We start from the raw sequence: 20,313 nt of genomic DNA on the forward strand, positions 1-20,313 counted from the left end.
ACGTCCATGTAGGCTCTTACGCGGCATCCATGCCGCGTAAGGTCCCGCGACGGTGGGCAGGCAAGGACCTGTCGGGATGGCGGTGCGCATGGATTACAGCAGGAGCGGTGGGCACCGGGTTGGATGCAAGGCCCGTCGAGATGGTCGGTGTTCGTGGTTCGAGCAATGCATGACATGGGGCCGGGCGTTTGCAGTGGCGTGGCTGCGATCAGCCGTCGTCGCGCAGCAACCGGGCATCCAGCTCCGCCAATCGCTGCGGCGTGCCGACATCGGTCCAGCGCCCGGCATGGTGGATGCCGTCGATCAGGCCTGCGGCCATCTGCGCGCGCAGGATCGGCGCCAGCGCAAAGCGCGGCGCCGTGCCGGCGGGCTCCGGGAGCTGGCCGATGACCGATTGCCAATCGGCCAGCAACGCCGGTCGATACATGCCGATGCCGGCGTAGGTCAGCGTCGCGGGCAGATCTGCGCGCACCTTGCCATCGGCATCCAACGCAAAGTCTGCGCGTGCTGCATAGGCTGGTTGATCGACCAGCACCAGCTGCGCCAGTCCCGCCGGCGCACCCGACAGCCGCGCAAAATCGAAATCGGTCCAGATATCGCCGTTAACCAGCAGGAACGGGGCATCGCCCAGCAACGGCAACGCGTGCAGCATGCCGCCGCCGGTTTCCAGCGGGCTGTCGCCCTCGAAGGAGTACGTCAGCCGCAGCCCGAATGCGCCGCCATCGCCCAGTACATGAGGAAATTGGTCGGCCAACCATGAAGTATTGATCACCACCTCGTCCACGCCCAGCGCGGCCAGCTTACGTAGATGCCAGACAATCAGCGGCGTGCCGCCGACCGACAACAGCGGCTTGGGCGTGCGCTCGGTCAACGGACGCATGCGTTCGCCGAAGCCGGCTGCGAAGATCAGCGCCTTCATGCCCCGGCCTGCGCGGAGCGTGCCGCCAAGGCGGGTTTGACCAGGTCTTCCAGCAGGCCGATCAGCGGCGCAAGCTCGGGATGACGCGGCAACACCTCGTCCAGATAGGCGATGAAACGCGGCACGTTATCCAGATACCAATGCTTGCCGTCGCGATGGTTCAGGCGCGAGAAGATGCCGAGATTCTTCAGGTGCCGCTGCACGCCCATCCAGTCCGCATCGCGCAGGAATTGCGCCAGCGGCGGCACCGGCAAACCGGCTGCTGCGGCACGTGCGTGGTAGCGCTCCAGCCAGCCATCCACGCGCGCAAGCGGCCAACTCACCGAGGTGTCCTTGAACAGACTGATCGGGTCGTAGGCGATCGGCCCGATCACGCAATCCTGGAAATCCAGCACTGCCAGCCCGTCGCTGACCGGCATCAGATTGCGCGGCATGAAATCGCGATGGGCGAACACGCGCGGCTGCGCCAGCGCGTTGTCCATCAAACGGCGCTGCACCAACTGCAACTGCTCGGCATGCCCGCAGTCCAGCTGCAGGCCCAGGTGGCGGCCGAGAAACCATTCTTCGAACAGGCCGGCATCGCGTTGCAGCAGCGCCTCGCCGAACACGCCGCTGTCGGGGGGCGGGGCAATGCGTTGCAGCAATAGCAACTGACTGATCGCAGCATCCAGCAACGCGTCGGCATTGGCGTCGGTTAGCACCTGCGCCAGGGTCGGCACGCCCAGGTCTTCCAGCAGCAGGAAGCCCGTTTCAAGATCCTGCGCAAGCACCTGTGGCACGCGCACGCCGTGGGTGCCGAGCAGGGCGTGCATGCGTAACCAGGGCGCCACGTTTTCCAGTGCAGGTGGCGCATCCATCAGGATGCGATCCGCGCCGCGTCCTTGCGTACGCCAGTAACTGCGAAATCCCGCATCGACAGAGGCACGTTGCAGCGTGACCTCAAGGTCATCTAGCACATGCCGCGCCCACTGCAGACGGAGCGCATCGCGCGCGGTATCGGTAAGCAACGATGACGTCATGGGTGAGTGCTGTCTCGGGGAGTGAGGCGTAGCCAGGTCGAAAGCGACGCCGGTTCGATCAACGCTTGCTGCCGCTAAACAGGCGCAGCAGTGCCAGGATCGCGATCGCACCCAACAATGCGCCGAGGAAACCGGCCGGTTCACCGGCGTGGTACCAGCCCATGTAGCGGCCGAACCAGCTGGCCACCACTGCACCGGCGATGCCCAGCACGATGGTCAGCAGGCAACCCAGCCGCTGGGTGCCGGGCGTGATGAAACGGGCCAGCAGCCCGACCACGAAGCCAACCAGGATGATGTAAAGCCAGCTGTCGCTACCGAAGAGATTGTTCATCGCAGGCACTGAGGGAAGAGGGATCGGCAGACTAGCATTCGCCGCCGCGGCAACCACGTGTGCAGTGCCGACTGCCGCGACGGCGTTGGGACCATATCCATGCGCGCCGCCGCGCATGACAAAGCACCTGACCACCCCATGATGCGCGGGGCGGTCAGGGATCAATCAGCAGCAGCCATGCCCGCCATGACGGGTGCCGCTGTCAGCGGCCACCGGCGAGCCGCTGGTCTCGCCGCGCAGGCAGGCGGCGTGATGCTCGGCGATCACCTTGGACACGCAGGCCGTCACCCGCTTGCCCATCGGGATGTGCAGGAACTCGTTGGGGCCATGCGCATTGGAGTGCGGGCCGAGCACGCCGGTGATCATGAACTGCGCACCCGGGAACTTCTCGCCCAGCATGCCCATGAACGGGATCGAGCCGCCTTCGCCCATGTACATCGCCGGTTTGTCGAAGAACGCCAGGCTGGCCTCGTCGATGGCTTTTTCCAGCCACGGCGCCATCGCCGGCGCATTCCAGCCGGACGATGCCTTCTCCAGCTCCAGCGTTACCTGGGCGCCGTTGGGCGGATCGCGCAGCAGCGCTTCCTTGAGCAGTTCGCCACAGGCCTTGCCGTCGGCGGTCGGCGGCAGGCGCAGCGACAGCTTCACTGCGGTCTGCGGGCGCAGCACGTTGCCGGCCGAAGCCAGCGGCGGCATGCCAGCCACGCCGGTGATCGACAGCGCCGGGCGCCAGGTGCGGTTCAATACCAGCTCGGTGAGATCGTCATGCATCGGCGCCAGGCCATCGACCATCGGGAACTTGTCGAAGATGGCGGTATCCAGCGTCGCCGCCGCGGCCCTGGCCTGCGTCAGACGCTCGGCCGGCACCTCCACATGCAGTCCGCCCAGCAGGATGCGGCCGCTGACTTCGTCCTCGATCCGCGACAGCAACTGGCGCAGCAAGCGGAAGCTGGACGGCACCACGCCGGAGGCGTCGCCAGAATGCACGCCTTCCTCCAGTACCTTCACGCTCAGATTGCCGCCGGTCAGCCCGCGCAGCGAGGTGGTGCACCACAACTGCTCATAGTTGCCGCAGCCCGAATCCAGGCACACCACCAGCGATGGCTTGCCGATGCGTGCGGCCAGATGGTCGACATAGGCCGGCAGGTCGTAGCTGCCGGATTCCTCGCAGGCCTCGATCAGCACCACGCAGCGCGCATGCGGCAGGCCCTGGGTGCGCAGCGCCAGTACCGCCGCCAGCGAACCGAAGATCGCATAGCCATCGTCTGCGCCACCGCGCCCGTACAGCTTGTCGTCGCGCAGCACCGGCTCCCATGGGCCGAGGTCGGCGTCCCAGCCGGTCATTTCCGGCTGCTTGTCCAGGTGGCCGTACAGCAGCACGGTGTCGTCGCCCGATTCGGCGCCGGTTGCCGGGATCTCGATGAAGATCAACGGCGTGCGGCCCTCCAGGCGCACCACCTCGACCTGCATGCCTTCGATCGCCTGCACGCGCGCCCAGGTTTCCATCAGGGTGACCGCCTGTTCCATATAGCCATTCGCGACCCAATCGGCATCGAACATCGGCGATTTGTTGGGAATACGGATGTAATCGACCAACTGCGGGACGATTTCGCGGTCCCAGGTGTCGCTGATGAATTGGTCGATCTTGGCGCTGTCCATGGAGACTCCGAATACGTGACGTAACGGCACATTCTACCTCCGCGCCTTGGGGTAGGTATTTCCCTACAAGGCGTCGCGCAGTTCACCGGCTGTGTGAAAAGTTCGTTGGCGATAGGATTGCTGCATGTGGCGCGGGACACTGGCTCCGCCGGCAGGAATGCTGGCTAGGACCATCACCCAAGCCACAAGGAGCGTTGCAATGAAGTCATTTACCGTAGCCCTGAAGTCCCTGCTACTGGCGTTGCTGTTGTCCTCGAATGCGTATGCGTTCGACAAGGTCGATATCAACACCGCGTCTGCTGAGGAATTGGACAAGGTGCTGACGAACGTCGGGCGATCAAAAGCCGAGGCAATCGTCGAGCACCGTCAGGCGAACGGTCCCTTCAAAAGTGCCGAGGAACTGGCACTGGTCAAGGGCATCGGACTCAAGACGGTCGAACGGAATCGAGACCTGATCGAAGTAGGAGCCACGATGGCTCCCGCCAAGAAGGCTGCCAAGGGGGCGGCGGTGAAACCGGTGGGACGGCGTTGAGGGGAAGGGATCCGAGATACGGTTCGACGCGAGGATGCGTGGCCGCAACCTAACTGGACAGGATGTCCGGGGGATGGCTGGAAGCCGACAAGGACGTGGAATCGCCCGGTGTTGCACTTGGATGTGCAGCCGGGCGTTTTTCGTTTTGGGGCCACTTGGGTTACGCGCACCCAAGCGGCGGTGACCGCAGGAAGGGCGGTCTCAGCAGGAAGCGCCAGTCATATCGCAAGGCACCGGCCGCTTTGTGAGGTGTTGGCCACACCATCAAGTTCGAGGCTCGGCGTCACGCCTGAGGCTCAGCGTCAGGCGCGATGCACAATACGAGACGGCCTGGGCGCCACGCTTGCGGCACAATGCGCCAATGCAGCTGACAGACCTGAGCAGCCGGGTGATTCCGGCCACCGACTACCGGCGCGAGCGATGGCGCAATCGACTGGGCTGGACGCGCGAGATCCTGCGCCTCGGCCATGTCGACGCTTGGGCGCTGCGGCTGTCGATCGCCGAGATCGAGCAGGACGCGGCATTTTCCGCATTCCCGGGCATCGATCGCGAGCTAGTGCTATTGCACGGCAATGGCATGCGGTTGCAGTTTGGCGATGCCGCCAGCGGTACTGGCACCGCGACCGGTATTGGTGGTGGCACTGCTGTTAGCGGTGGCGGTGGCGGTGGCAGCAAAAGCGATAGCGGCAATGAGGGCGGTAGCGCTGACCATGGCGGCAATGACGCCGGCGCCGATGGCGGTACCGATGCTTCCGGCAGCAGTCATCGCAGCTGCGAATTGCTGCCGCCGTATCAGCGAGCCCGATTCGCAGGCGAAGAAACGGTACATGCGACGCTGCTCGACGGGCCGACTCGGGATTTCAACCTGATGTGGCGGCGTGACCTGGTGCAGACCGAACTGCTGCATCGGCCGCTGGTCGGCACCATGCTGTTCTTCGCCGATCCGGGCAGCGCCTGGGCAATCCATCTGCTTGCAGGCCAGGCCAGCTTTGGACGCGATAGTGGCTTGCCGCCGTTGGCTGCGGGCGATACCGCGTGGCTGAGCGCCTCCTCGCGTACCCGTTACGTGCTCGATGGCGGCGGCGAGTTACTGGCGATCCGGGTAAGGCCGGTCTAGGACGTTGCATCTTTATCCGCGGCAGGTCGCGCCCCTCAGCACGTGCCCGGATGCATTCGTGTCAATGCAGACAAACGATGGCATCGCTGTGCCACCTGGCTCGGGAACAGTGCGAGCGTCGGGAGTGGTTCCGGCAATTCCAGGGGGAAATCCATGAGTACCATCAGCTCGGTCGGGTCCGGCTATGCCGCCTACACGTCCTATGCAAACCGCAGTGCGGCCACCGGCAACACCGCATCCACGGCGCAGTCGGAAAAAGCCAATCCGCTGACGCAATTGTTCAAGTCCATCGATAGCGATAGCGATGGCAGCCTGACCGCGTCGGAACTGTCGACCGCGTTGTCGTCCAGTAGCAATGAGGACGGCAAGATCGACATCGATGGGCTGCTGAGCATGCTAGATCAAGATGGTGGCGGCACCGTCAGCGAGAGCGAACTGGCACAGGCGTTACCGCCGCCGCCGCCTCCGCCGGGTCAGCAAGGACAGGACGTGCAGTCGTTGTTCGCGGGCCTGGACAGCGATGGCGACGAGAGTGTCAGCAGCGGTGAATTGAGCACGCTGGTCAATGGCGACAGCGCATCGAGCACGCAACTGCTTGACCTGCTCGACAGCGACAAGAGCGGAGCGCTGAGTCTGCAGGAACTGCAAGAGGCGATGCAGCCGCGCGATCCGCCGCCGCGCCCGCCGTCGTCCGCCGATGCATCCGGCAGTGATGGCACGCAGCAGGCGTATGCAGCGTTGGTACAGATGGCTGTAGGGCAGTACCGCAGCATTGGCGGCAGCGCGGCAACCAGCACTCTGGTCGATCTGGCAGCGTAACTGGGGTGGTTGGGCGATAACGGGGACGCTTTTCGATGCACTTCGGGGCAATGTGCTTTCTCCCTCGCCGTCGGCGGCTGACACAACGTCACATGCGGTTGTCGGCAGCTGGCAACGGTTGGGACCATCGGGAAGGGCAGGTGGCTGCGCGCTAACCGCATCGGCTGATCAGCCGATGCGGTTGGCGCGCTGCTACCGGATGCATGGATGCTGCGGATGTCAGCAACAGGCGCGCTCGGCTGGCGTCTGTGCAGTCGCGTTGTGGTCGCTCTGGCAGCCGCACAAGATGGTTCAGTACACGTCGCGGCGATAGCGCCCGTTGCGTAGCAGTTCCTGTCTGACACCGGCACCGAGGATGGAATCCAGCGCAAGGTCGAGCTCGGGCGCCATGCCGCGCAGGCTGCCGCAGACGTAGATGCAGGCGCCCTGATCGATCCAACGACACAAGCGATCGGCGGCAGCCGCCAGTGCGTGTTGAACGTAATGCGGCGGCTGTGGTTGATCGCGCGAGTAGACAAGATCCAGGCGCTCGATCCATCCGTCCTGCAGCCACTGCTGCAGTTCGTCGGCATACAGTGCGTCGTGCGCGGCATTGCGTTCGCCGAACAGCAGCCAGTTGCGACGTGCACCGGCTGCGATGCGTGCACGCAGATGCGCGCGCAGACCGGCGATGCCGGTGCCGTTGCCGATTAGCAGCATCGGCTGGTCGGGTGCGGGCGGGTGGAAGCCGGGGTTGCTGCGCAGGCGCAGCGCTATGGCCGCGCCGATCGGTGCGTGGACGCAGAGCCAGCCGCTACCCAGCCCCAGGCTGCCGTCGGCGTGCCGATGCTCGCGTACCAGCAGTTCGGCGTGGCCTTCCTCGGGAATGGAGGCAAGCGAGTAGTCGCGATGGGGCAAGGCGGCCAGGCGGCGCACCAGTGCTTCTGCGTCCAGTGCTGAATTTCCACCTGTAGTTGCTGTGGCTGTGTCTGTACTCGTATCCGTACCTTGGCCGATTTTGACTCCGGCATCGGCATCGGAACCAAAAGCGGAAACAGGACTGGCGCCGGCACCCACATCGCTACCCAGAGCGGCATCGGCATCGACGGGAAGTTGTGCACCGCCGAGCCAGTCGCGCAGGGTGCGGCCGTCGATTCGCTGCGCGCCATCGCGTTGGTTGCGCTGCAGCCAGGACTCCACCGCGTCCGGCGCATTATGCGGTGCGATCTCCGCGATATCGCCTGCGCTCCAGTGCGGCAAGGCGCCATCGCATGGCGTCAGGCGCAGTCGGTAGACCGGCGCACCCGCGCTACCGGGATTGACGTGGACACGCTCGCGTAGCTGCCAGGCGATATAGGTCGGCAGGCCCCAGTCGGGTTGCGTCGCGAGCGCGGGCGCCAGTTCCGCCAGCAGACGCTGCCATTGCTGCAGCGCGTTCGGGTCAGCGTTATCGACCTCGATGCGCTCGAACAGGCGAGTGGCGCCGCGCGCCTGCAGGCGATCGTCAAGGCGCCGTCCGAACGCGCAGAAGTGCGCATAACCACGATCGCCGAGTGCCAGCAGGGCATAGCGCACGGCAGCCAGATCCCGCGCGTCGTCGGCCAGCCAGGCGCGCTCGGCCGCCTGCGCATGATCGGGTGCATCGCCTTCGCCGGTGGTGCTGGCGATGCACAGCAGCCGCGGTACGCGTGCGAGTTGATCGCTATCGACGGCTTCGATCGGCAGCGCATGTGCGGCGACCCCTGCCGATTGCAGCGCGGCAACGCTGCGTTGCGCCAGCTCACGCGCAAATCCGGTCTGGCTTGCCCAGACGATCAACACACCGCTGGCGTGTGCATGGTGTGCGCCACCGCGTTTGCGTGCCCGCAGCAGCACGGCCGCGCACAGGGCCAGATACAGTGCCAGGCCGAGCGCTGCCAGCTGCCAGCGATGCGGCGTGGGTACGCTCCACCAGGTGCCGTCATGCAGGCCGGCCAGCCAGCCGACGATGGCGGCAAGCGCCAGCAGTACCAGCCCGTTGCCGAGCCACACGCGTGAGTTGGCGGTGATCATGACGCGGACAGGTGGCGTTCGAATGCAGGGCTCATGGATTCGAACAGAATGCCGTCCCTGCGCACCAGAAATCGCACGGCCAGTTCTGCGCTGCGGGCATGGGCAAGACCGGCATCAATGCCAAGCACAGTCATGGCGGTGGCCCAGGCATCGGCCTGCATTGCATCGGATGCGAGGACGGTGACCGCCGCGGGGGCATGCGGAACGGGCGCGCCGGTGCGTGGGTCGAAGGTGTGCGTATAGCGTGCGCCATCGGCATCGAAGCGGTGCCAGCGATCGCCGGAGGTGGCGACCGCCAGGCCGTCCAATGCCAGCACACGTGCCGGCAGCGCGGTGCCGGCGTCTTCGTCGGGGGTGGATTCGACCAGCACGCGCCACGCGCTGGCGTCGGGCTTGCATCCGTAACCGAACAATTCGCCGCCGACCTCGATCAATGCACTGTCGATACCCGAGTGCAGTAACGCCCGATGCACGCAATCCACACCGAAGCCCTTGGCGATGCCGGACAGATCCAGTGCCACCGCGCCCGGCTGCAGCACCCGCATGCCATCCAGGCGCAGGCGTTGCCAACCACAACGCAGGCTCGCCAACGCGATCGCGTCCGCTGCCGGCACGCGCTGGCGCGCGCCGGCAGCACCGAAGCCCCACAGCTCGACCATCGGGCCGACAGTGGGGTCGAAGGCCCCCTCGCTGGCCTGCGCAATCTCCAATGCTGCAGTCAGCACTGTGTGGAATTCGTCGGGCAGACGGTGCCAGCTGCCTGCCGGTGCACGGTTGTAACGGCTGATATCCGAATCGGCCTCCCAAGTACTCATCTGCACGACCACGCGATCCAGCGCGGCCTGGATGCACGCATGCAAGGGGTGCAGATCGCGCCGGCGCGGCGCCACCAGTTTCACGCTCCAGGTGGTGCCCATGCTGCGGCCGCCGAGCGTGGCGATGGCGTGGTCGGCGGAAGACGATGCGGACATGGACGGATCTTATGAAGATGGGGCGGCAGGATGCACGCTGCGTGCGCTCCTGCCGCGCACCGGCAGATTACTGCGGTAAGACTTCCAGCGTGACGACATAGCCCAGGCGGCGCTGCTTGGCCTGCGGCAGCGAGGTCTTGGTGTCTTCGGTGGTGGTTTCCAGCCAATACATGCCCGGCTCCGGCCAGGTCACGCTGAAGCCGCCCTTGGCATCGGTTTTGAGCTTGATCTCGTTCTGCGCATCGCGATAGCGGGTGCCGCCGCGCACGATCTCGATCTCCAGCCCGGCCGCCGGTTTGCCATCCAGTTGCAGCGTGAACTGCGCCGCTTCGCCGGCAACCAGATCGTTGGGATGGGTCATCGGAATCAACTCGATGCCCTTGCCGGCGGGCTTGAAGACCGTGGTGGTCGGCGCACCGCGGGTGACGAAGGTTTCCACCCGATTGAAGGACTGCGAGACCTGCAGGTCCTGCGCGTTCTTCGGCACTTCGGTGGCGAAGCGGGCTTCGTCGCCGCGCCAGCGCTTTGGCTTGCCGTCTTCCTTCCAGCTGGCGAACAGGCCGGCGTTGACGATGCTCAGCCTGTAGGTGCCGGGCTGGGTGAGCTGCAGATCGAACACGCTGCGGTACTTGCCGGTGGCCGGATTTTCCGGCTTGAGCGCGCTGCCATCGGGCGCGGTGATGCTGAGGTTGTCCAGGCGCAGCGGCACGTGGTTGAAGTAGAACAGGTCGTTGGACACCGCTGCATCCACGGTGATCCACGGCGCCTCACCGGCGATGACGGTCTGCGACGGCAGCAACCAGGCCTTGTGGGCGAGTGCGCTGACCGGCAATGCGGCGAGCATGGCGATCAGGACGAGCGAACGTTTCATGACAACTCCTTGAAGGACGATGAGGACGGTAGGTCACGTGTCTGATCAGCGCGCAGGTATGGCGCTGGGTGGATGCGTGGGAAGCGATATGTGTCTGGCAACGCGATGCACTGCGCACCTGTGCCGCGGCCGGCCGCGTACGCTGCGCGCGGCCGCCACCAGCAGGCAATGCTCAGGGTTTTGCGACCAGGCTGACGGCGCCGAGCTCGCTGCTGCCGCTGGCCTTAGCGGTCTGCGCAGACGTCGCCGGCCAGCTGAAAGGCACCTTGACCAGTTCGCGGCCGCCGACTTCGCGCGCGGCTTCCACCACCAGCGTGTACTGGCCGGCCGGCAGCGACTTCAGCGCGCCCTTGGTATCGGTGAACGACAACGCGTGCGCGCCGGCAGGCCGGGTGGGGCCGGTGACGCCGTCGACCGGCACGTCCAGCGTGCGGCCGCTCTTGCGCCACCACTGGCGCAGATCCGGCAGCCACTTGGTACCGTGGCCTTCGGCGGTGTCCTTGGATTGATACCAGACCGCCAGATTGGCGGCGACCTTCTGGTCGGCACCTTCCAGCCAGATCGCTACGTACGGGCGGTGATATTCGGCGACGTTGAGCTTGGGGATCTCGACGTTGATGTCGAGCGTGGCGGCGTACGCAGGCATGGCGAGCAGGCCGCTCAGGGCGATGGTCAGGGTGGCGCGCATGATCGTCTCCGGTAGGAAAAAAGTCAGTGGATCAACAGCAGGGCGAGCAGCAACGGAATCAGCAGACCCAGGCCGACCAGTGGCCAGGTCATGCGGCGCTGGCGCGCATGCAGATGCAGCAGGAACAGCCCGGTGATGCAGAACACCAGGCAGGCGATAGCGAACACGTCGATGAACCAGCCCCAGGCCGGCCCGGCATTGCGTCCCTTGTGCAGATCGTTGAGATAGGCGATGGCACCGCGCCCGGTACGCTCGTATTCGATCGCGCCGGTGCTGCGGTCCAGGCTCAGCCAGGCATCGCCGCCAGGACGCGGCAGCGCCAGATACACCTCGTCGGCCGACCATTCGCCAGCACGGTTACCGATGCTGATATCCAGCTCACGCCCCAGCCACTGCGCCACGCGTGGCGGCAACGGGGCATCGCCGTCGTCGCGGGTGCCCAGGGACTTGAGCAATGCCGGCGGCAGCGTGAGCGTGCGGTGTTCGGTCGAGGGGCTGGCTTCGATGCGCCCGGCATGGTTCAAGGTCAGCCCGGTGATGGTGAACAGCAGCATGCCGATCAGGCACAGCGCCGAACTGATCCAATGCCATTGATGCAGCATGCGCAGCCAGAAGCCGCGGCGTTGCTGGGTGGTGGCAAGAGTGTCGTTGGAGGTCGCCATGGCGCGCTCAGGCCACATCCGCTGCGGGCGACGGCCGCAGGTGCGATTGCCGCGCGGCCACTTCGCTCAGCAACCCGCGCAGACGTGGCTGCGTTGCACCCGCCAGCAACGGGGTGAGCTGTTGCAGGAAGCCGGCATGCCCGCCGGCGATCGCACGGCGCATCCATCGCTCGGCCTGGTCGATGTCGCCGGCGTCTGCGAGCAAGGTGGCGTAACCGGCCTGGCCGCGAAAATCGCCTGCCTCGGCAGAGCGGCGGTACCAGTGGCGCGCGGCGACCGGATCGGCAGTGCAGGCCAGGCCCTGGTCGAGATAGCGCGCCACGAAGTTCATCGATTTGGCATGCCCGCGCTCGGCGGCGGTGCGATACAGCGCCAACGCCTGCGCGTGGTCCTGCGCCACGCCCCGGCCCGAGCCATACAGATGGGCGAGGTTGTACATGCCCCAATCCAGCCCATGCTCGGCGGCGCGGCGGTACCACAGCGCCGCCAGCAGCTCGTTGCATACGGTGCCGAAGCCCAGTTCGTGGCAGCGCCCCAGCTGGTTCATCGCTTCCGGATGCCCGGCATTGGCGGCGACCTCGTACCACAGCATCGCCATGGCCGGATCGGCGGGGATGCCGCGGCCTTCGGCGTAGAGCTGGGCGAGCAGCAGTTGCGCTGCCAGATCCTGGCGCTCGGCGGCCCTGCGCAGCAGCGCGACCGCGCGATCGGGTTGCGTGTGCAGCAGCTCGATCAGCTGCGGCGGGTCCAGTGCGGGCTCAGACATCGGCCCATTGCCGCAACAGGTTGTGATAGACGCCGGTGAGCTGGATCAGCGACGGATGGCCGGGGGTGTCCTGGGTGAGCCGCCGGATCGACACATCCAGTTCGAACAGCAAGCGACGCTGCGCATCGTCGCGCAGCATGCTTTGGGTCCAGAAGAAACAGGCGACACGGGCGCCGCGGGTTACCGGCATCACCCGATGCAGGCTGGTGCCGGGATAGATCACCAGGTGCCCGGCCGGCAGCTTCACCGACTGCGTACCGTAGGTGTCCTCGATCACCAGCTCGCCGCCGTCGTAGCTGTCCGGGTCGCTGAGAAACAAGGTGGCCGAAACATCGGTACGCACGGGATCTGCGCCGCCGCGACTGCGGTCATAGCGGATCGCGTTGTCGACGTGATAGCCGAACGATTGCCCGCCGCTATAGCGATTGAACAGCGGCGGATAGATGCGCCGCGGCAATACCGCCGAAAAGAACGTGCTGCTTCGCGAGAGCGCGTCCAGCACCAGCGCGCCGGCCTCGCGTGCGGTGGCGCTGGCTTCGGACAGCTGTGCGTTGTCCTTGGCCTGCGCCGACTGATGGCCGGCGGTGATGCGGCCGTCCGCCCAGTCGGCCGCGTCCAGCCGCGCGCGCAGCTCGGCGAGCTGGGCGGGACTGAGAACATCGGGAATGGGCAGCAACATGCGGTGGTCTCCACGCCGCCCGCGTTGTGCGGACGGCGTGCCAGTGGGTCAGAAACTGAAGGTGGCGCTCAACACCGCCGAGCGGCCTTCGCCCGGAAGCGCCCAGCCATTGCCGGCAGTGACCGTGCCGGCCGCATTGACGGTGAGGTTGTTGCGCACGCTGGTGTAGTACTCCTCGTCGAACAGGTTGTTGACGTTCAACTGCAGGCTGAGCCAGTCGTTGACGCGCAGGCCGACCATTGCGCGGTGCACCCAGTAGTCGTCGGTCTTGAGATAGGCCGCAGCCGAGGCGTTGTTGGGATAGAAACCGCCCTGGTAGGTGACGCCGTAGCCGAAGGTCCACTGGTTGAGCGTATAGGTGGTCCAGATATTGCCGGCATTGCGCGGGGTCTGCACCAGCGCGCGTCCGGCCACCGGGTCTCCGGTGAGGCTCTCGGTGCGGTTGGACACGCTCTGCAGCACTTCGCTGTCCAGGAAGGTGTAGTTGGCGAAGATCGACCAGCGGTCGGTCAGGTAACCGGCGGCGCCAAGCGCGATGCCGTCCACGCGGGCCTTGCCGTCCAGCACCTGCTCGGGGATCAGCGGATCGCCGCTGTTGACCTTGTAGTTTTCGCGCTCGTTGCGGAACAGCGCAGCGGTCAGTGCCAGACGCTGGTCCAGCACGTCCCACTTGCCGCCCAGTTCGATGTTGACCGCCGTTTCGGGCTCGACATTGCAGTTGGCGCCGGCGGTGGCCGTGGCGATCGGCGTGCACGAGCCGTTGACCGAGGCCTTGGACGGCGTCTTGCTGTTGGCGTAGGACAGATACAGGCTGGCGTTCTCCACCGGCTTGAATACCAGGCCGGCGCGATACGAGAACAGGTCCTCCTCGCTGCCGGCCGGGAAGCCCGCGCTCACGCCGGTGACGTTGCCGGCGGCGTTGACGGTGTAGGTGGTGCTGTCGCCTTCGTTGTGTTCGTAGCGGCCGCCCAGGTTGAGCATCCAGTGTTCGTTGAACTGCAGCGTGTCGAACAGGTACACCGCCTGATTGGTCAGGCTGCCCTTGCTGCGCCCGGTGCGGACGTAATTCTGCGGGCCGGTCCAGATGTTGTACGGATTGTCGAAGGACTGCAGCGGATAGGTGATGCCGGTGGCGGAGCCGTCGGCATTGCGGAAGGTGGTGCCGCTATCGAGTTCGAAGTCTTCCTTGCTGAAGGCTACGCCTGCGACCACGCGATGCTCGATGGCGCCGGTGTGCAGGGTGGCGGTCAGGTCGGTCTGGCTGTGCGCGATGAAGTTCTCCGTCTCGCGGACCAGGCCACGCGGGCCGCTGTTGGGATTCCAGCTCGCCGCTGGCTGGCCGACGCAGGCGCGGCCGGTGTACGGGTCGGTGCCGTTGGGCAGGCACCAGGTGCCCTGCAGTGCGGTGGCGTTGGTGGTCTGGTCGACGCGCTGCACGCGCGCCAGACTGCGCAGTTTGACGTTGTCGTCGAAATCCATTTCCAGCACGCCGGTCAGCATGTCCACGTCGATTTCCTGACGCGAGGTGTTGCGGTAACCGAAGAAGGTTTCCGGGTCCACGCCCGGCAGCGGGCCGTCGTTGAACGGACTGAGCGCGAACGGCACGCCGTACTGCGGCAGGTTGTTGTCGTGCTGGTGCAGGTAGCTCAGGGTGAAGCGGGTATCCGAGCCCAGGCCGAACGCCACCGACGGCGCAAAGCCCCAGCGGTGACGGAATTCCTCGTTACGCCCCGGCACGTCCTGGGTGTGGCCCATCGCGTTCAGGCGCACGGCGGTGCCGTTCTCGAAGTCGTGATTGCTGTCGGCGGTCAGCCGTCCATAGCGATCGCTGCCGCCGCCGACCACCACATTGGTGAAGTCGCCCTGGCCGGCGGTCTTGGTGACCAGATTGATGTTGCCGCCGACCGAGCCGGCGCCGGACATCGCCGAATTGGCGCCGTTGATCAGTTCCACCGCTTCCAGGTTGAAGATGTCGCTGCGGCTGTATTGCGCGCTGTCACGCACGCCATCGGTGGTGATGTCGCTGCTGGCGGTGAAGCCGCGCAGGTTGATGCTGTCGCCGTAGCCGCCGCCGCCTTCGCCCGCGCCAAAGGTGATGCCGGGCAGGGTGCTGAGCACGTCGCGCAGCGACAGCAGGTTCTGCTGGTCCATGGTCTGCTTGGTGACCACGGTGATCGTCTGCGGCGTGTCGCGCAGCACCTCGGTGTACTTGGGCGAGGATGGCTTCTGCGCGCGTTCCTGTTGCACCCGGATGGCGTCCAGATCGACCGCGCCCGGAGGTGCCGGCGCATCGCCAGGCTGGGCGAAGGCAGGAGCGGACAGCGTCAGCAGCACGGCCGAGGTGAGCGGGGAAATCCTGGGAGTCATGAGGCGTCTCGAAGAGGAAAGCGAGGCTCCTGCCTGGCGATGGCTCGGCGGATGCGGATGGGAAGGCAGATCGGAAAATGCGCGCCCGCTAGCCCGAGGCGGCCAATTGACCCGACCAGTTTCCGGCCACGCACCGGCGCTGCGCAGCGGGGCGCAAACGAGGCAAGGTCAGGAAGGAAGTGCCGAGCAGAATTGGGCGCATGGGATCGCAGGGCAGGCCAGTTGTTAAGAAGGCCTGAAGGGCTGAGATCTTAAATGAAAATCATTCTTCTTTGCAATGATTGTCGTCTGGCGCCACACATCGAGGCAACCACGCTGCCCGGAGCGTCAGGCCTTGCGCCATCGATCTGAGGTCGCAGGGACCTTGGCATGTATGCGCCCTGGCAAGATGCCCACGTGCCGCCATCGGGCTGGTCGAGCTCGTTGATGGCGCAGCGCCTCTTCTCAGGCAGGCTGCAGATCCGCAGATGCCAGGGGGGGCGTGCGGCCGGGGCCGAGACTTCGGATCAGAGCCTCGGGTGGTCTCCGCTCAAGGGTGTCGTGTCACGCACGGATCCGGCGGTTGTCAGCGGTCGTCGCGGGTCCAGATGCCGCCGTGTTCGCGCTTGACCGGGAATTTGGGCACCGCGGTGTAGGCCGGCGCACAGAGCGGGCGGCCGTCGCGGATGTCGAAGCGCGCGCTGTGCAGCAGGCACTCGATGCTGCCTTCTGCGGTGTCGAACGCGCCCGGCGACAATTCATAGTCTTCGTGGCTACAGCGGTCTTCCAGCGCATACAACTCGCCGTCGAGGTTGAAGATCACGATCGGGGTATCGGTCACCTCGTCCCAGACGGTCTGCAGCTCGCCGGGCAGCAGCGCCTCGCTGGCGCAGACGAAGGTCCAGGCCTGGTTCACAGCGCTGCGCCGCCGAGCGGTTTTTCCAGTACCTCGAAGCGCAGGTCCTGGCGCAGCGGCACACCGAACCGCTCGTCGCCATACGGGAACGGTTTGGTGATGCCGGTGCGGCGATAGCCGCGCCGCTGGTAAAACGCAATCAGCTCGTCGCGGATGTCGATCACCGTCATCCGCATCACCGGCAGCTGCCACTCGCTGTAGGCGATACGCTCGGCCTCGGCCAGCAGCGTCTTGCCCAGCCCGCCGCCCTGTAGCGAGGGGTCCACCGCAAACATGCCGAAGTAGCCGGCACCGTGGTCGTCGGCGATATGCGCACAGGCCAGCAGGCGCCCGTCCTGCTCGACCAGCAGCACCAGGCTGCGATCGCGCAACAGGTCCTCGCGCAGCACCGCAGGATCGATCCGCGCGCCGTCCAGAAAGTCGGCCTCGGTGGTCCAGCCAACGCGACTGACATCACCGCGATAGGCCGAGGTCACCAGCGAGACAAGGGCGTCGATGTCGTCGACGGTGGCGGTTCGGAAGGTGATGGTCTGCATGGGGTGCAGTTTAGCGGGAATCGGGAATCGGGAATCGGGAATCGGGAATCGGGAATCGGGAATCGGGAATCGGGAAAAGCGTTGCGCCGCTTGATGAGCTACTTCCAACGTGTCGAACTGCATCAGTATGCGCGACAGCGCTTTTTCGATTCTCCATTCCCGATTCCCGATTCCAATCAACCCAGCAACCGACGCACCTTCACCAACGCAGCAACAAAGCGCTCGATCTCGTCATGCGTGTTGTAGAACGCCAGCGAGGCGCGGCAGGTGGCGGCGACGCCGTAGTACTGCAGCAGCGGATGCGCGCAGTGCTGACCCGAGCGGATCGCGATCCCTTCCAGGTCGAGCAGGGTGGCCAAGTCATGAGCATGCGCGCCTTCGATCAGGAACGACACCACGGCGGCCTTGTCCGGTGTGGTGCCGAAGATGCGCAGGCCGTCGATGCGCTGCAGCTCCTCGGTGAAATGCGCCAGCAGCTCGGCCTCGCGCGCTTCCACATGCGCCAACCCGATCGATTCCAGGTAGTCGACTGCGGAGCCCAGGCCGATGAAACCGGCGATGTTGGGCGTGCCGGCTTCGAACTTGTGCGGGGCATCGTTGAACACGGTGCCCTCGAAACTGACTTCCTTGATCATCTCGCCGCCGCCCAGAAACGGTGGCATCGCCTGCAGGTGCTCGCGCCGTGCCCACAGCGCGCCGGTACCGGTGGGCCCACACATCTTGTGGCCGGTGATGGCGTAGAAATCGCAGCCGATGCCGGCCACGTCGATACGCCGATGCGGCGCGGCCTGCGAACCGTCCACCACGGTGACGATGCCGCGCTTGCGCGCCTCGCGGCAGATCTCGCGCACCGGATTGACCGTACCCAGCACGTTGGACACATGCGTGATCGCCAGCAGCTTGACCTCCGGCGTCATCGCCGTGCGCAAGGCGTCCAGATCCAGCGCGCCGTCCGGCGTGATTTCCGCCACGCGAATGGTGGCGCCGGTGCGTTGCGCCACCAACTGCCACGGCACGATGTTGGCGTGGTGCTCCATGCGCGAGATCAGGATCACATCGCCGCTACCCAGGCGCGGCAGCGCCCAGGAATAGGCGACCAGATTGATCGCAAAGGTCGTACCGCTGCACAGCACCAGCTCGTCGGTGCGTACGTTGAGAAACCGTGCAAGCTTGCTGCGCGCGCCCTCGAAGGCATCGGTGGCTTCGGTGCCCAGCGCATGCACCGCGCGGCTCACATTGGCGTTCTGACGACGATAGAACTCGTCGGTCGCGGCGATGACCTGCAGCGGCTTCTGCCCGGTGTTGGCGTTGTCGAAATAGATCAGCGGCTTGCCGTGCACCTGCCGCATCAACAACGGGAAATCCGAGCGCACGCGTTCCCAATCCGGCGCGGCGAGGTGCGTGACGGCGGGTGCGCTCATGCCACGCCTGCCGAGGCCAGTGCGCGGTCCAGCTGCAGCGCCAGCACCGCACTCAGCGCTGCGGGCAGTACGCGCAGCGGCTCGTGGCAGAACGCGGCGCTCAACAAGCGCTGCGCCTGGGCCTGCGGCAGGCCGCGCGAGCGCAGATAGAACAAGGCGTTGTCGTCGAGCTGACCGACGGTTGCGCCATGCGCGGCCTGTACTTCCTCGGCATCGATCACCAGCACCGGCTGGGTGTCGATCTCGGCATTGGCCGACAGCAGCAGATTCTTGTTCGACAGCCGCGCATCGGTGCCGTCTGCGCCGGGACGGATGTTGATGCCGCCGTGGAAGACCACCCGGCTGCGATCGGCGCCCACGCCGCGCCAGACCAGCTCGCAGGTGGTGTCGCGTGCGATGTGCGCGATGCCCAGACGTGTATCGACATGGCGGCGGCAGTTGCCGAGCAGCACGCCATTGGCGATCAGTTGGGCGTTGTTGCCTTCCAGGCGCACGTTGAGCTCGTGGCGCGACAGGTGGGCACCCAGTTCCAGATCCACGCGCTGGTAGCGCGCATTGCGCGCCAGCGCCGCATCGGTCCGCAGCAGCGCCGTTGCGTGCGCACTGCCGGCCTGCACGCGGGCATGCGACAGCACCGCATCCTGGGCCAGATGGACATGCATCAGGCTGTTGTGCAGATGCGCGGCATCGCCGACATGCAGGTGATGCTCTACCACATTCAGCGCAGCGCCGGCGCGCAGTTCGATCAGGTGGCGGTGATGCCAGGACAGATCGTGCTCGGCGGCCGCGCCGATAAAGACCAGGTGCAGCGGCGCCTCGATCTGCGCGCCTTCCTGCACGTGAACCAGCACGCCTTCGTCGGCAAGCGCGGCGTTGAGGCGCGCAAAGATTTCATCGCTGCCTTCGAAACGGCGACCAAGCAATTGCTGGGCACCGTCGCCGTCTCCTGCGGCAAGCGACGCGGACAAGGTGTCCAGCCGCACGCCGTCCGGCAGCGTCGACAGTTCGCTCAATGCGTCGGACGGGCGGCCGTTGACGAACACCAGCCGCGGCGATGGGATCTCGTCCAGCAGCGCCGCATCGATCAATGTGGGCACCAGCGGCGCGGGCTGGAAACTGCGCCGCTCCAGTTGCCGCAGCGAGGTGTACTTCCAGGCTTCGGCGCGCGGACCGGGCAGGCCGGTCTGCAGCGCGGCGTCGAGTTCGACCCGACGCGCGTCGTTGCCCTTGAAGCCGCGGGCGAGGGAATCCAGCAGGGCGCTCATCAGGCAGCCGCCTCGGGTACCACGCGGTCCTTGAGGAAGTGGTAGCCGTGCTTTTCCAGCTCCAGCGCCAGTTCCGGGCCGCCGCTCTGCACGATGCGGCCCTCGGCCAGCACATGCACCACGTCCGGGGTGATGTAGTCGAGCAGACGCTGATAGTGGGTGATCACCAGGAACGAACGCTCCGGCGAGCGCAGCGCGTTGATGCCGTCGGCCACGCTCTTGAGCGCATCGATGTCCAGGCCCGAATCGGTCTCGTCCAGGATGGCGAGCTTGGGTTCGAGCACGGCCAGCTGGAAGATCTCGTTGCGCTTCTTTTCGCCGCCGGAGAACCCTTCGTTGACGCCGCGATGCAGCAGCTCGTCCTTCAGATGCAGCACGGCCAGCTTCTGCCGCACCAGCTTGAGGAACTGCATCGAGTCCAGCTCGTCCTCGCCACGCGCCTTGCGCTGCGCATTGAGTGCGGCGCGCAGGAAGTAGGTGTTGTTGACGCCGGGGATTTCCACCGGGTACTGGAAAGCCAGGAACAGGCCGGCTGCCGCGCGTTCTTCCGGCGACAGGTCGAGCAGGTCCTTGCCTTCGAACTGCACGGTGCCGGCGCTGACGTCGTAGCCGTCGCGCCCGGCCAGCACATTGCCCAGCGTGGATTTGCCTGCGCCATTGGGTCCCATGATGGCGTGCACCTGACCCGGCTGGATGTCCAGAGACAAGCCCTTGAGGATATCTTTGCCGGCAATGCTGGCGTGGAGGTTTTCGATGTTCAGCATG

The 20,313-nt window shown here is 65.8% G+C and carries 20 protein-coding genes; 3 read left to right on the top strand and 17 right to left on the bottom strand.

Annotated elements, in window-relative coordinates:
* Positions 1-208 precede the first annotated feature (208 nt).
* The 4 genes from murU to FHT08_RS04560 all read right to left on the bottom strand — a co-directional run bounded on the left by murU (position 209) and on the right by FHT08_RS04560 (position 3,928).
* Positions 209-919 carry an N-acetylmuramate alpha-1-phosphate uridylyltransferase MurU gene (murU, locus tag FHT08_RS04545; RefSeq protein WP_104535940.1) on the bottom strand — a complete coding sequence of 237 codons (711 nt, stop codon included), beginning with the start codon at positions 917-919 and terminating at the stop codon, positions 209-211.
* Positions 916-1,938, bottom strand: a complete 1,023-nt coding sequence (locus tag FHT08_RS04550) for a phosphotransferase (RefSeq protein ID WP_166774419.1) — start codon at positions 1,936-1,938, stop codon at positions 916-918. The genes murU and FHT08_RS04550 overlap by 4 nt, the downstream gene beginning before the upstream one ends.
* A gap of 58 nt (positions 1,939-1,996) precedes the next feature.
* The gene (locus FHT08_RS04555) at positions 1,997-2,269 is read right to left on the bottom strand and encodes a GlsB/YeaQ/YmgE family stress response membrane protein (RefSeq protein ID WP_006452367.1); all 273 of its coding nucleotides are present in this window, start codon (positions 2,267-2,269) and stop codon (positions 1,997-1,999) included.
* 165 nt (positions 2,270-2,434) lie between these two features.
* The gene (locus FHT08_RS04560; protein WP_104606062.1) at positions 2,435-3,928 is read right to left on the bottom strand and encodes a M20 family metallopeptidase; all 1,494 of its coding nucleotides are present in this window, start codon (positions 3,926-3,928) and stop codon (positions 2,435-2,437) included.
* Positions 3,929-4,085: 157 nt separating this feature from the next.
* On the opposite strand from FHT08_RS04560, the gene FHT08_RS04565 reads away from it, so the two are divergent.
* The 3 genes from FHT08_RS04565 to FHT08_RS04575 all read left to right on the top strand — a co-directional run bounded on the left by FHT08_RS04565 (position 4,086) and on the right by FHT08_RS04575 (position 6,396).
* Positions 4,086-4,460, top strand: coding sequence for a helix-hairpin-helix domain-containing protein (locus FHT08_RS04565; RefSeq protein WP_308685772.1), 375 nt, complete (start codon positions 4,086-4,088; stop codon positions 4,458-4,460).
* A 361-nt stretch (positions 4,461-4,821) separates the two neighbouring features.
* Positions 4,822-5,577, top strand: coding sequence for a HutD family protein (locus FHT08_RS04570; RefSeq protein ID WP_166774420.1), 756 nt, complete (start codon positions 4,822-4,824; stop codon positions 5,575-5,577).
* A gap of 153 nt (positions 5,578-5,730) precedes the next feature.
* Positions 5,731-6,396: an EF-hand domain-containing protein gene (locus tag FHT08_RS04575; RefSeq protein WP_166774421.1), complete on the top strand. Its 666-nt coding sequence runs from the start codon at positions 5,731-5,733 to the stop codon at positions 6,394-6,396.
* A gap of 291 nt (positions 6,397-6,687) precedes the next feature.
* Here the strand turns inward: FHT08_RS04575 and FHT08_RS04580 are convergent, their stop codons facing one another.
* From FHT08_RS04580 to sufC, 13 genes are all read right to left on the bottom strand, one after another.
* Positions 6,688-8,427 (bottom strand): flavodoxin domain-containing protein, encoded by a 1,740-nt coding sequence (locus tag FHT08_RS04580; RefSeq protein WP_166774422.1) that lies wholly within the window; start codon positions 8,425-8,427, stop codon positions 6,688-6,690.
* Complete coding sequence (locus FHT08_RS04585) at positions 8,424-9,398, bottom strand: FAD:protein FMN transferase (RefSeq protein WP_166774423.1); 975 nt, start codon at positions 9,396-9,398, stop codon at positions 8,424-8,426. The genes FHT08_RS04580 and FHT08_RS04585 overlap by 4 nt, the downstream gene beginning before the upstream one ends.
* 67 nt (positions 9,399-9,465) lie before the next feature.
* Positions 9,466-10,269, bottom strand: coding sequence for a DUF4198 domain-containing protein (locus FHT08_RS04590; RefSeq protein ID WP_104606066.1), 804 nt, complete (start codon positions 10,267-10,269; stop codon positions 9,466-9,468).
* Between the two features lie 172 nt (positions 10,270-10,441).
* Complete coding sequence (locus FHT08_RS04595; protein WP_104606067.1) at positions 10,442-10,957, bottom strand: DUF2271 domain-containing protein; 516 nt, start codon at positions 10,955-10,957, stop codon at positions 10,442-10,444.
* A 23-nt stretch (positions 10,958-10,980) separates the two neighbouring features.
* Positions 10,981-11,619 (bottom strand): PepSY-associated TM helix domain-containing protein, encoded by a 639-nt coding sequence (locus FHT08_RS04600; protein ID WP_104535931.1) that lies wholly within the window; start codon positions 11,617-11,619, stop codon positions 10,981-10,983.
* A gap of 7 nt (positions 11,620-11,626) precedes the next feature.
* Complete coding sequence (locus tag FHT08_RS04605; RefSeq protein WP_166774424.1) at positions 11,627-12,385, bottom strand: tetratricopeptide repeat protein; 759 nt, start codon at positions 12,383-12,385, stop codon at positions 11,627-11,629.
* Entirely contained in the window at positions 12,378-13,064 is a 687-nt protein-coding gene (locus tag FHT08_RS04610; protein WP_104535929.1) for a Fe2+-dependent dioxygenase, read from the bottom strand. Before FHT08_RS04610 ends, FHT08_RS04605 begins: the two co-directional genes overlap by 8 nt.
* Positions 13,065-13,112: 48 nt before the next feature.
* The gene (locus FHT08_RS04615; protein ID WP_104535928.1) at positions 13,113-15,431 is read right to left on the bottom strand and encodes a TonB-dependent siderophore receptor; all 2,319 of its coding nucleotides are present in this window, start codon (positions 15,429-15,431) and stop codon (positions 13,113-13,115) included.
* A gap of 565 nt (positions 15,432-15,996) precedes the next feature.
* A complete protein-coding gene (locus tag FHT08_RS04620) occupies positions 15,997-16,326 on the bottom strand; it encodes a non-heme iron oxygenase ferredoxin subunit (RefSeq protein ID WP_047129065.1) in 330 nt (109 codons plus the stop codon).
* Complete coding sequence (locus FHT08_RS04625) at positions 16,323-16,862, bottom strand: GNAT family N-acetyltransferase (protein ID WP_166774425.1); 540 nt, start codon at positions 16,860-16,862, stop codon at positions 16,323-16,325. The genes FHT08_RS04620 and FHT08_RS04625 overlap by 4 nt, the downstream gene beginning before the upstream one ends.
* A 176-nt stretch (positions 16,863-17,038) precedes the next feature.
* The gene (locus FHT08_RS04630; protein WP_104535926.1) at positions 17,039-18,283 is read right to left on the bottom strand and encodes a cysteine desulfurase; all 1,245 of its coding nucleotides are present in this window, start codon (positions 18,281-18,283) and stop codon (positions 17,039-17,041) included.
* The gene (sufD, locus tag FHT08_RS04635) at positions 18,280-19,548 is read right to left on the bottom strand and encodes a Fe-S cluster assembly protein SufD (RefSeq protein WP_166774426.1); all 1,269 of its coding nucleotides are present in this window, start codon (positions 19,546-19,548) and stop codon (positions 18,280-18,282) included. The genes FHT08_RS04630 and sufD overlap by 4 nt, the downstream gene beginning before the upstream one ends.
* Positions 19,548-20,312 (bottom strand): Fe-S cluster assembly ATPase SufC, encoded by a 765-nt coding sequence (gene sufC, locus FHT08_RS04640; RefSeq protein ID WP_166774427.1) that lies wholly within the window; start codon positions 20,310-20,312, stop codon positions 19,548-19,550. Before sufC ends, sufD begins: the two co-directional genes overlap by 1 nt.
* Position 20,313: the final 1 nt, after the last annotated feature.

This window comes from Xanthomonas sp. CFBP 8151 (assembly GCF_011761885.1).
Lineage (GTDB): Bacteria > Pseudomonadota > Gammaproteobacteria > Xanthomonadales > Xanthomonadaceae > Xanthomonas > Xanthomonas arboricola_B.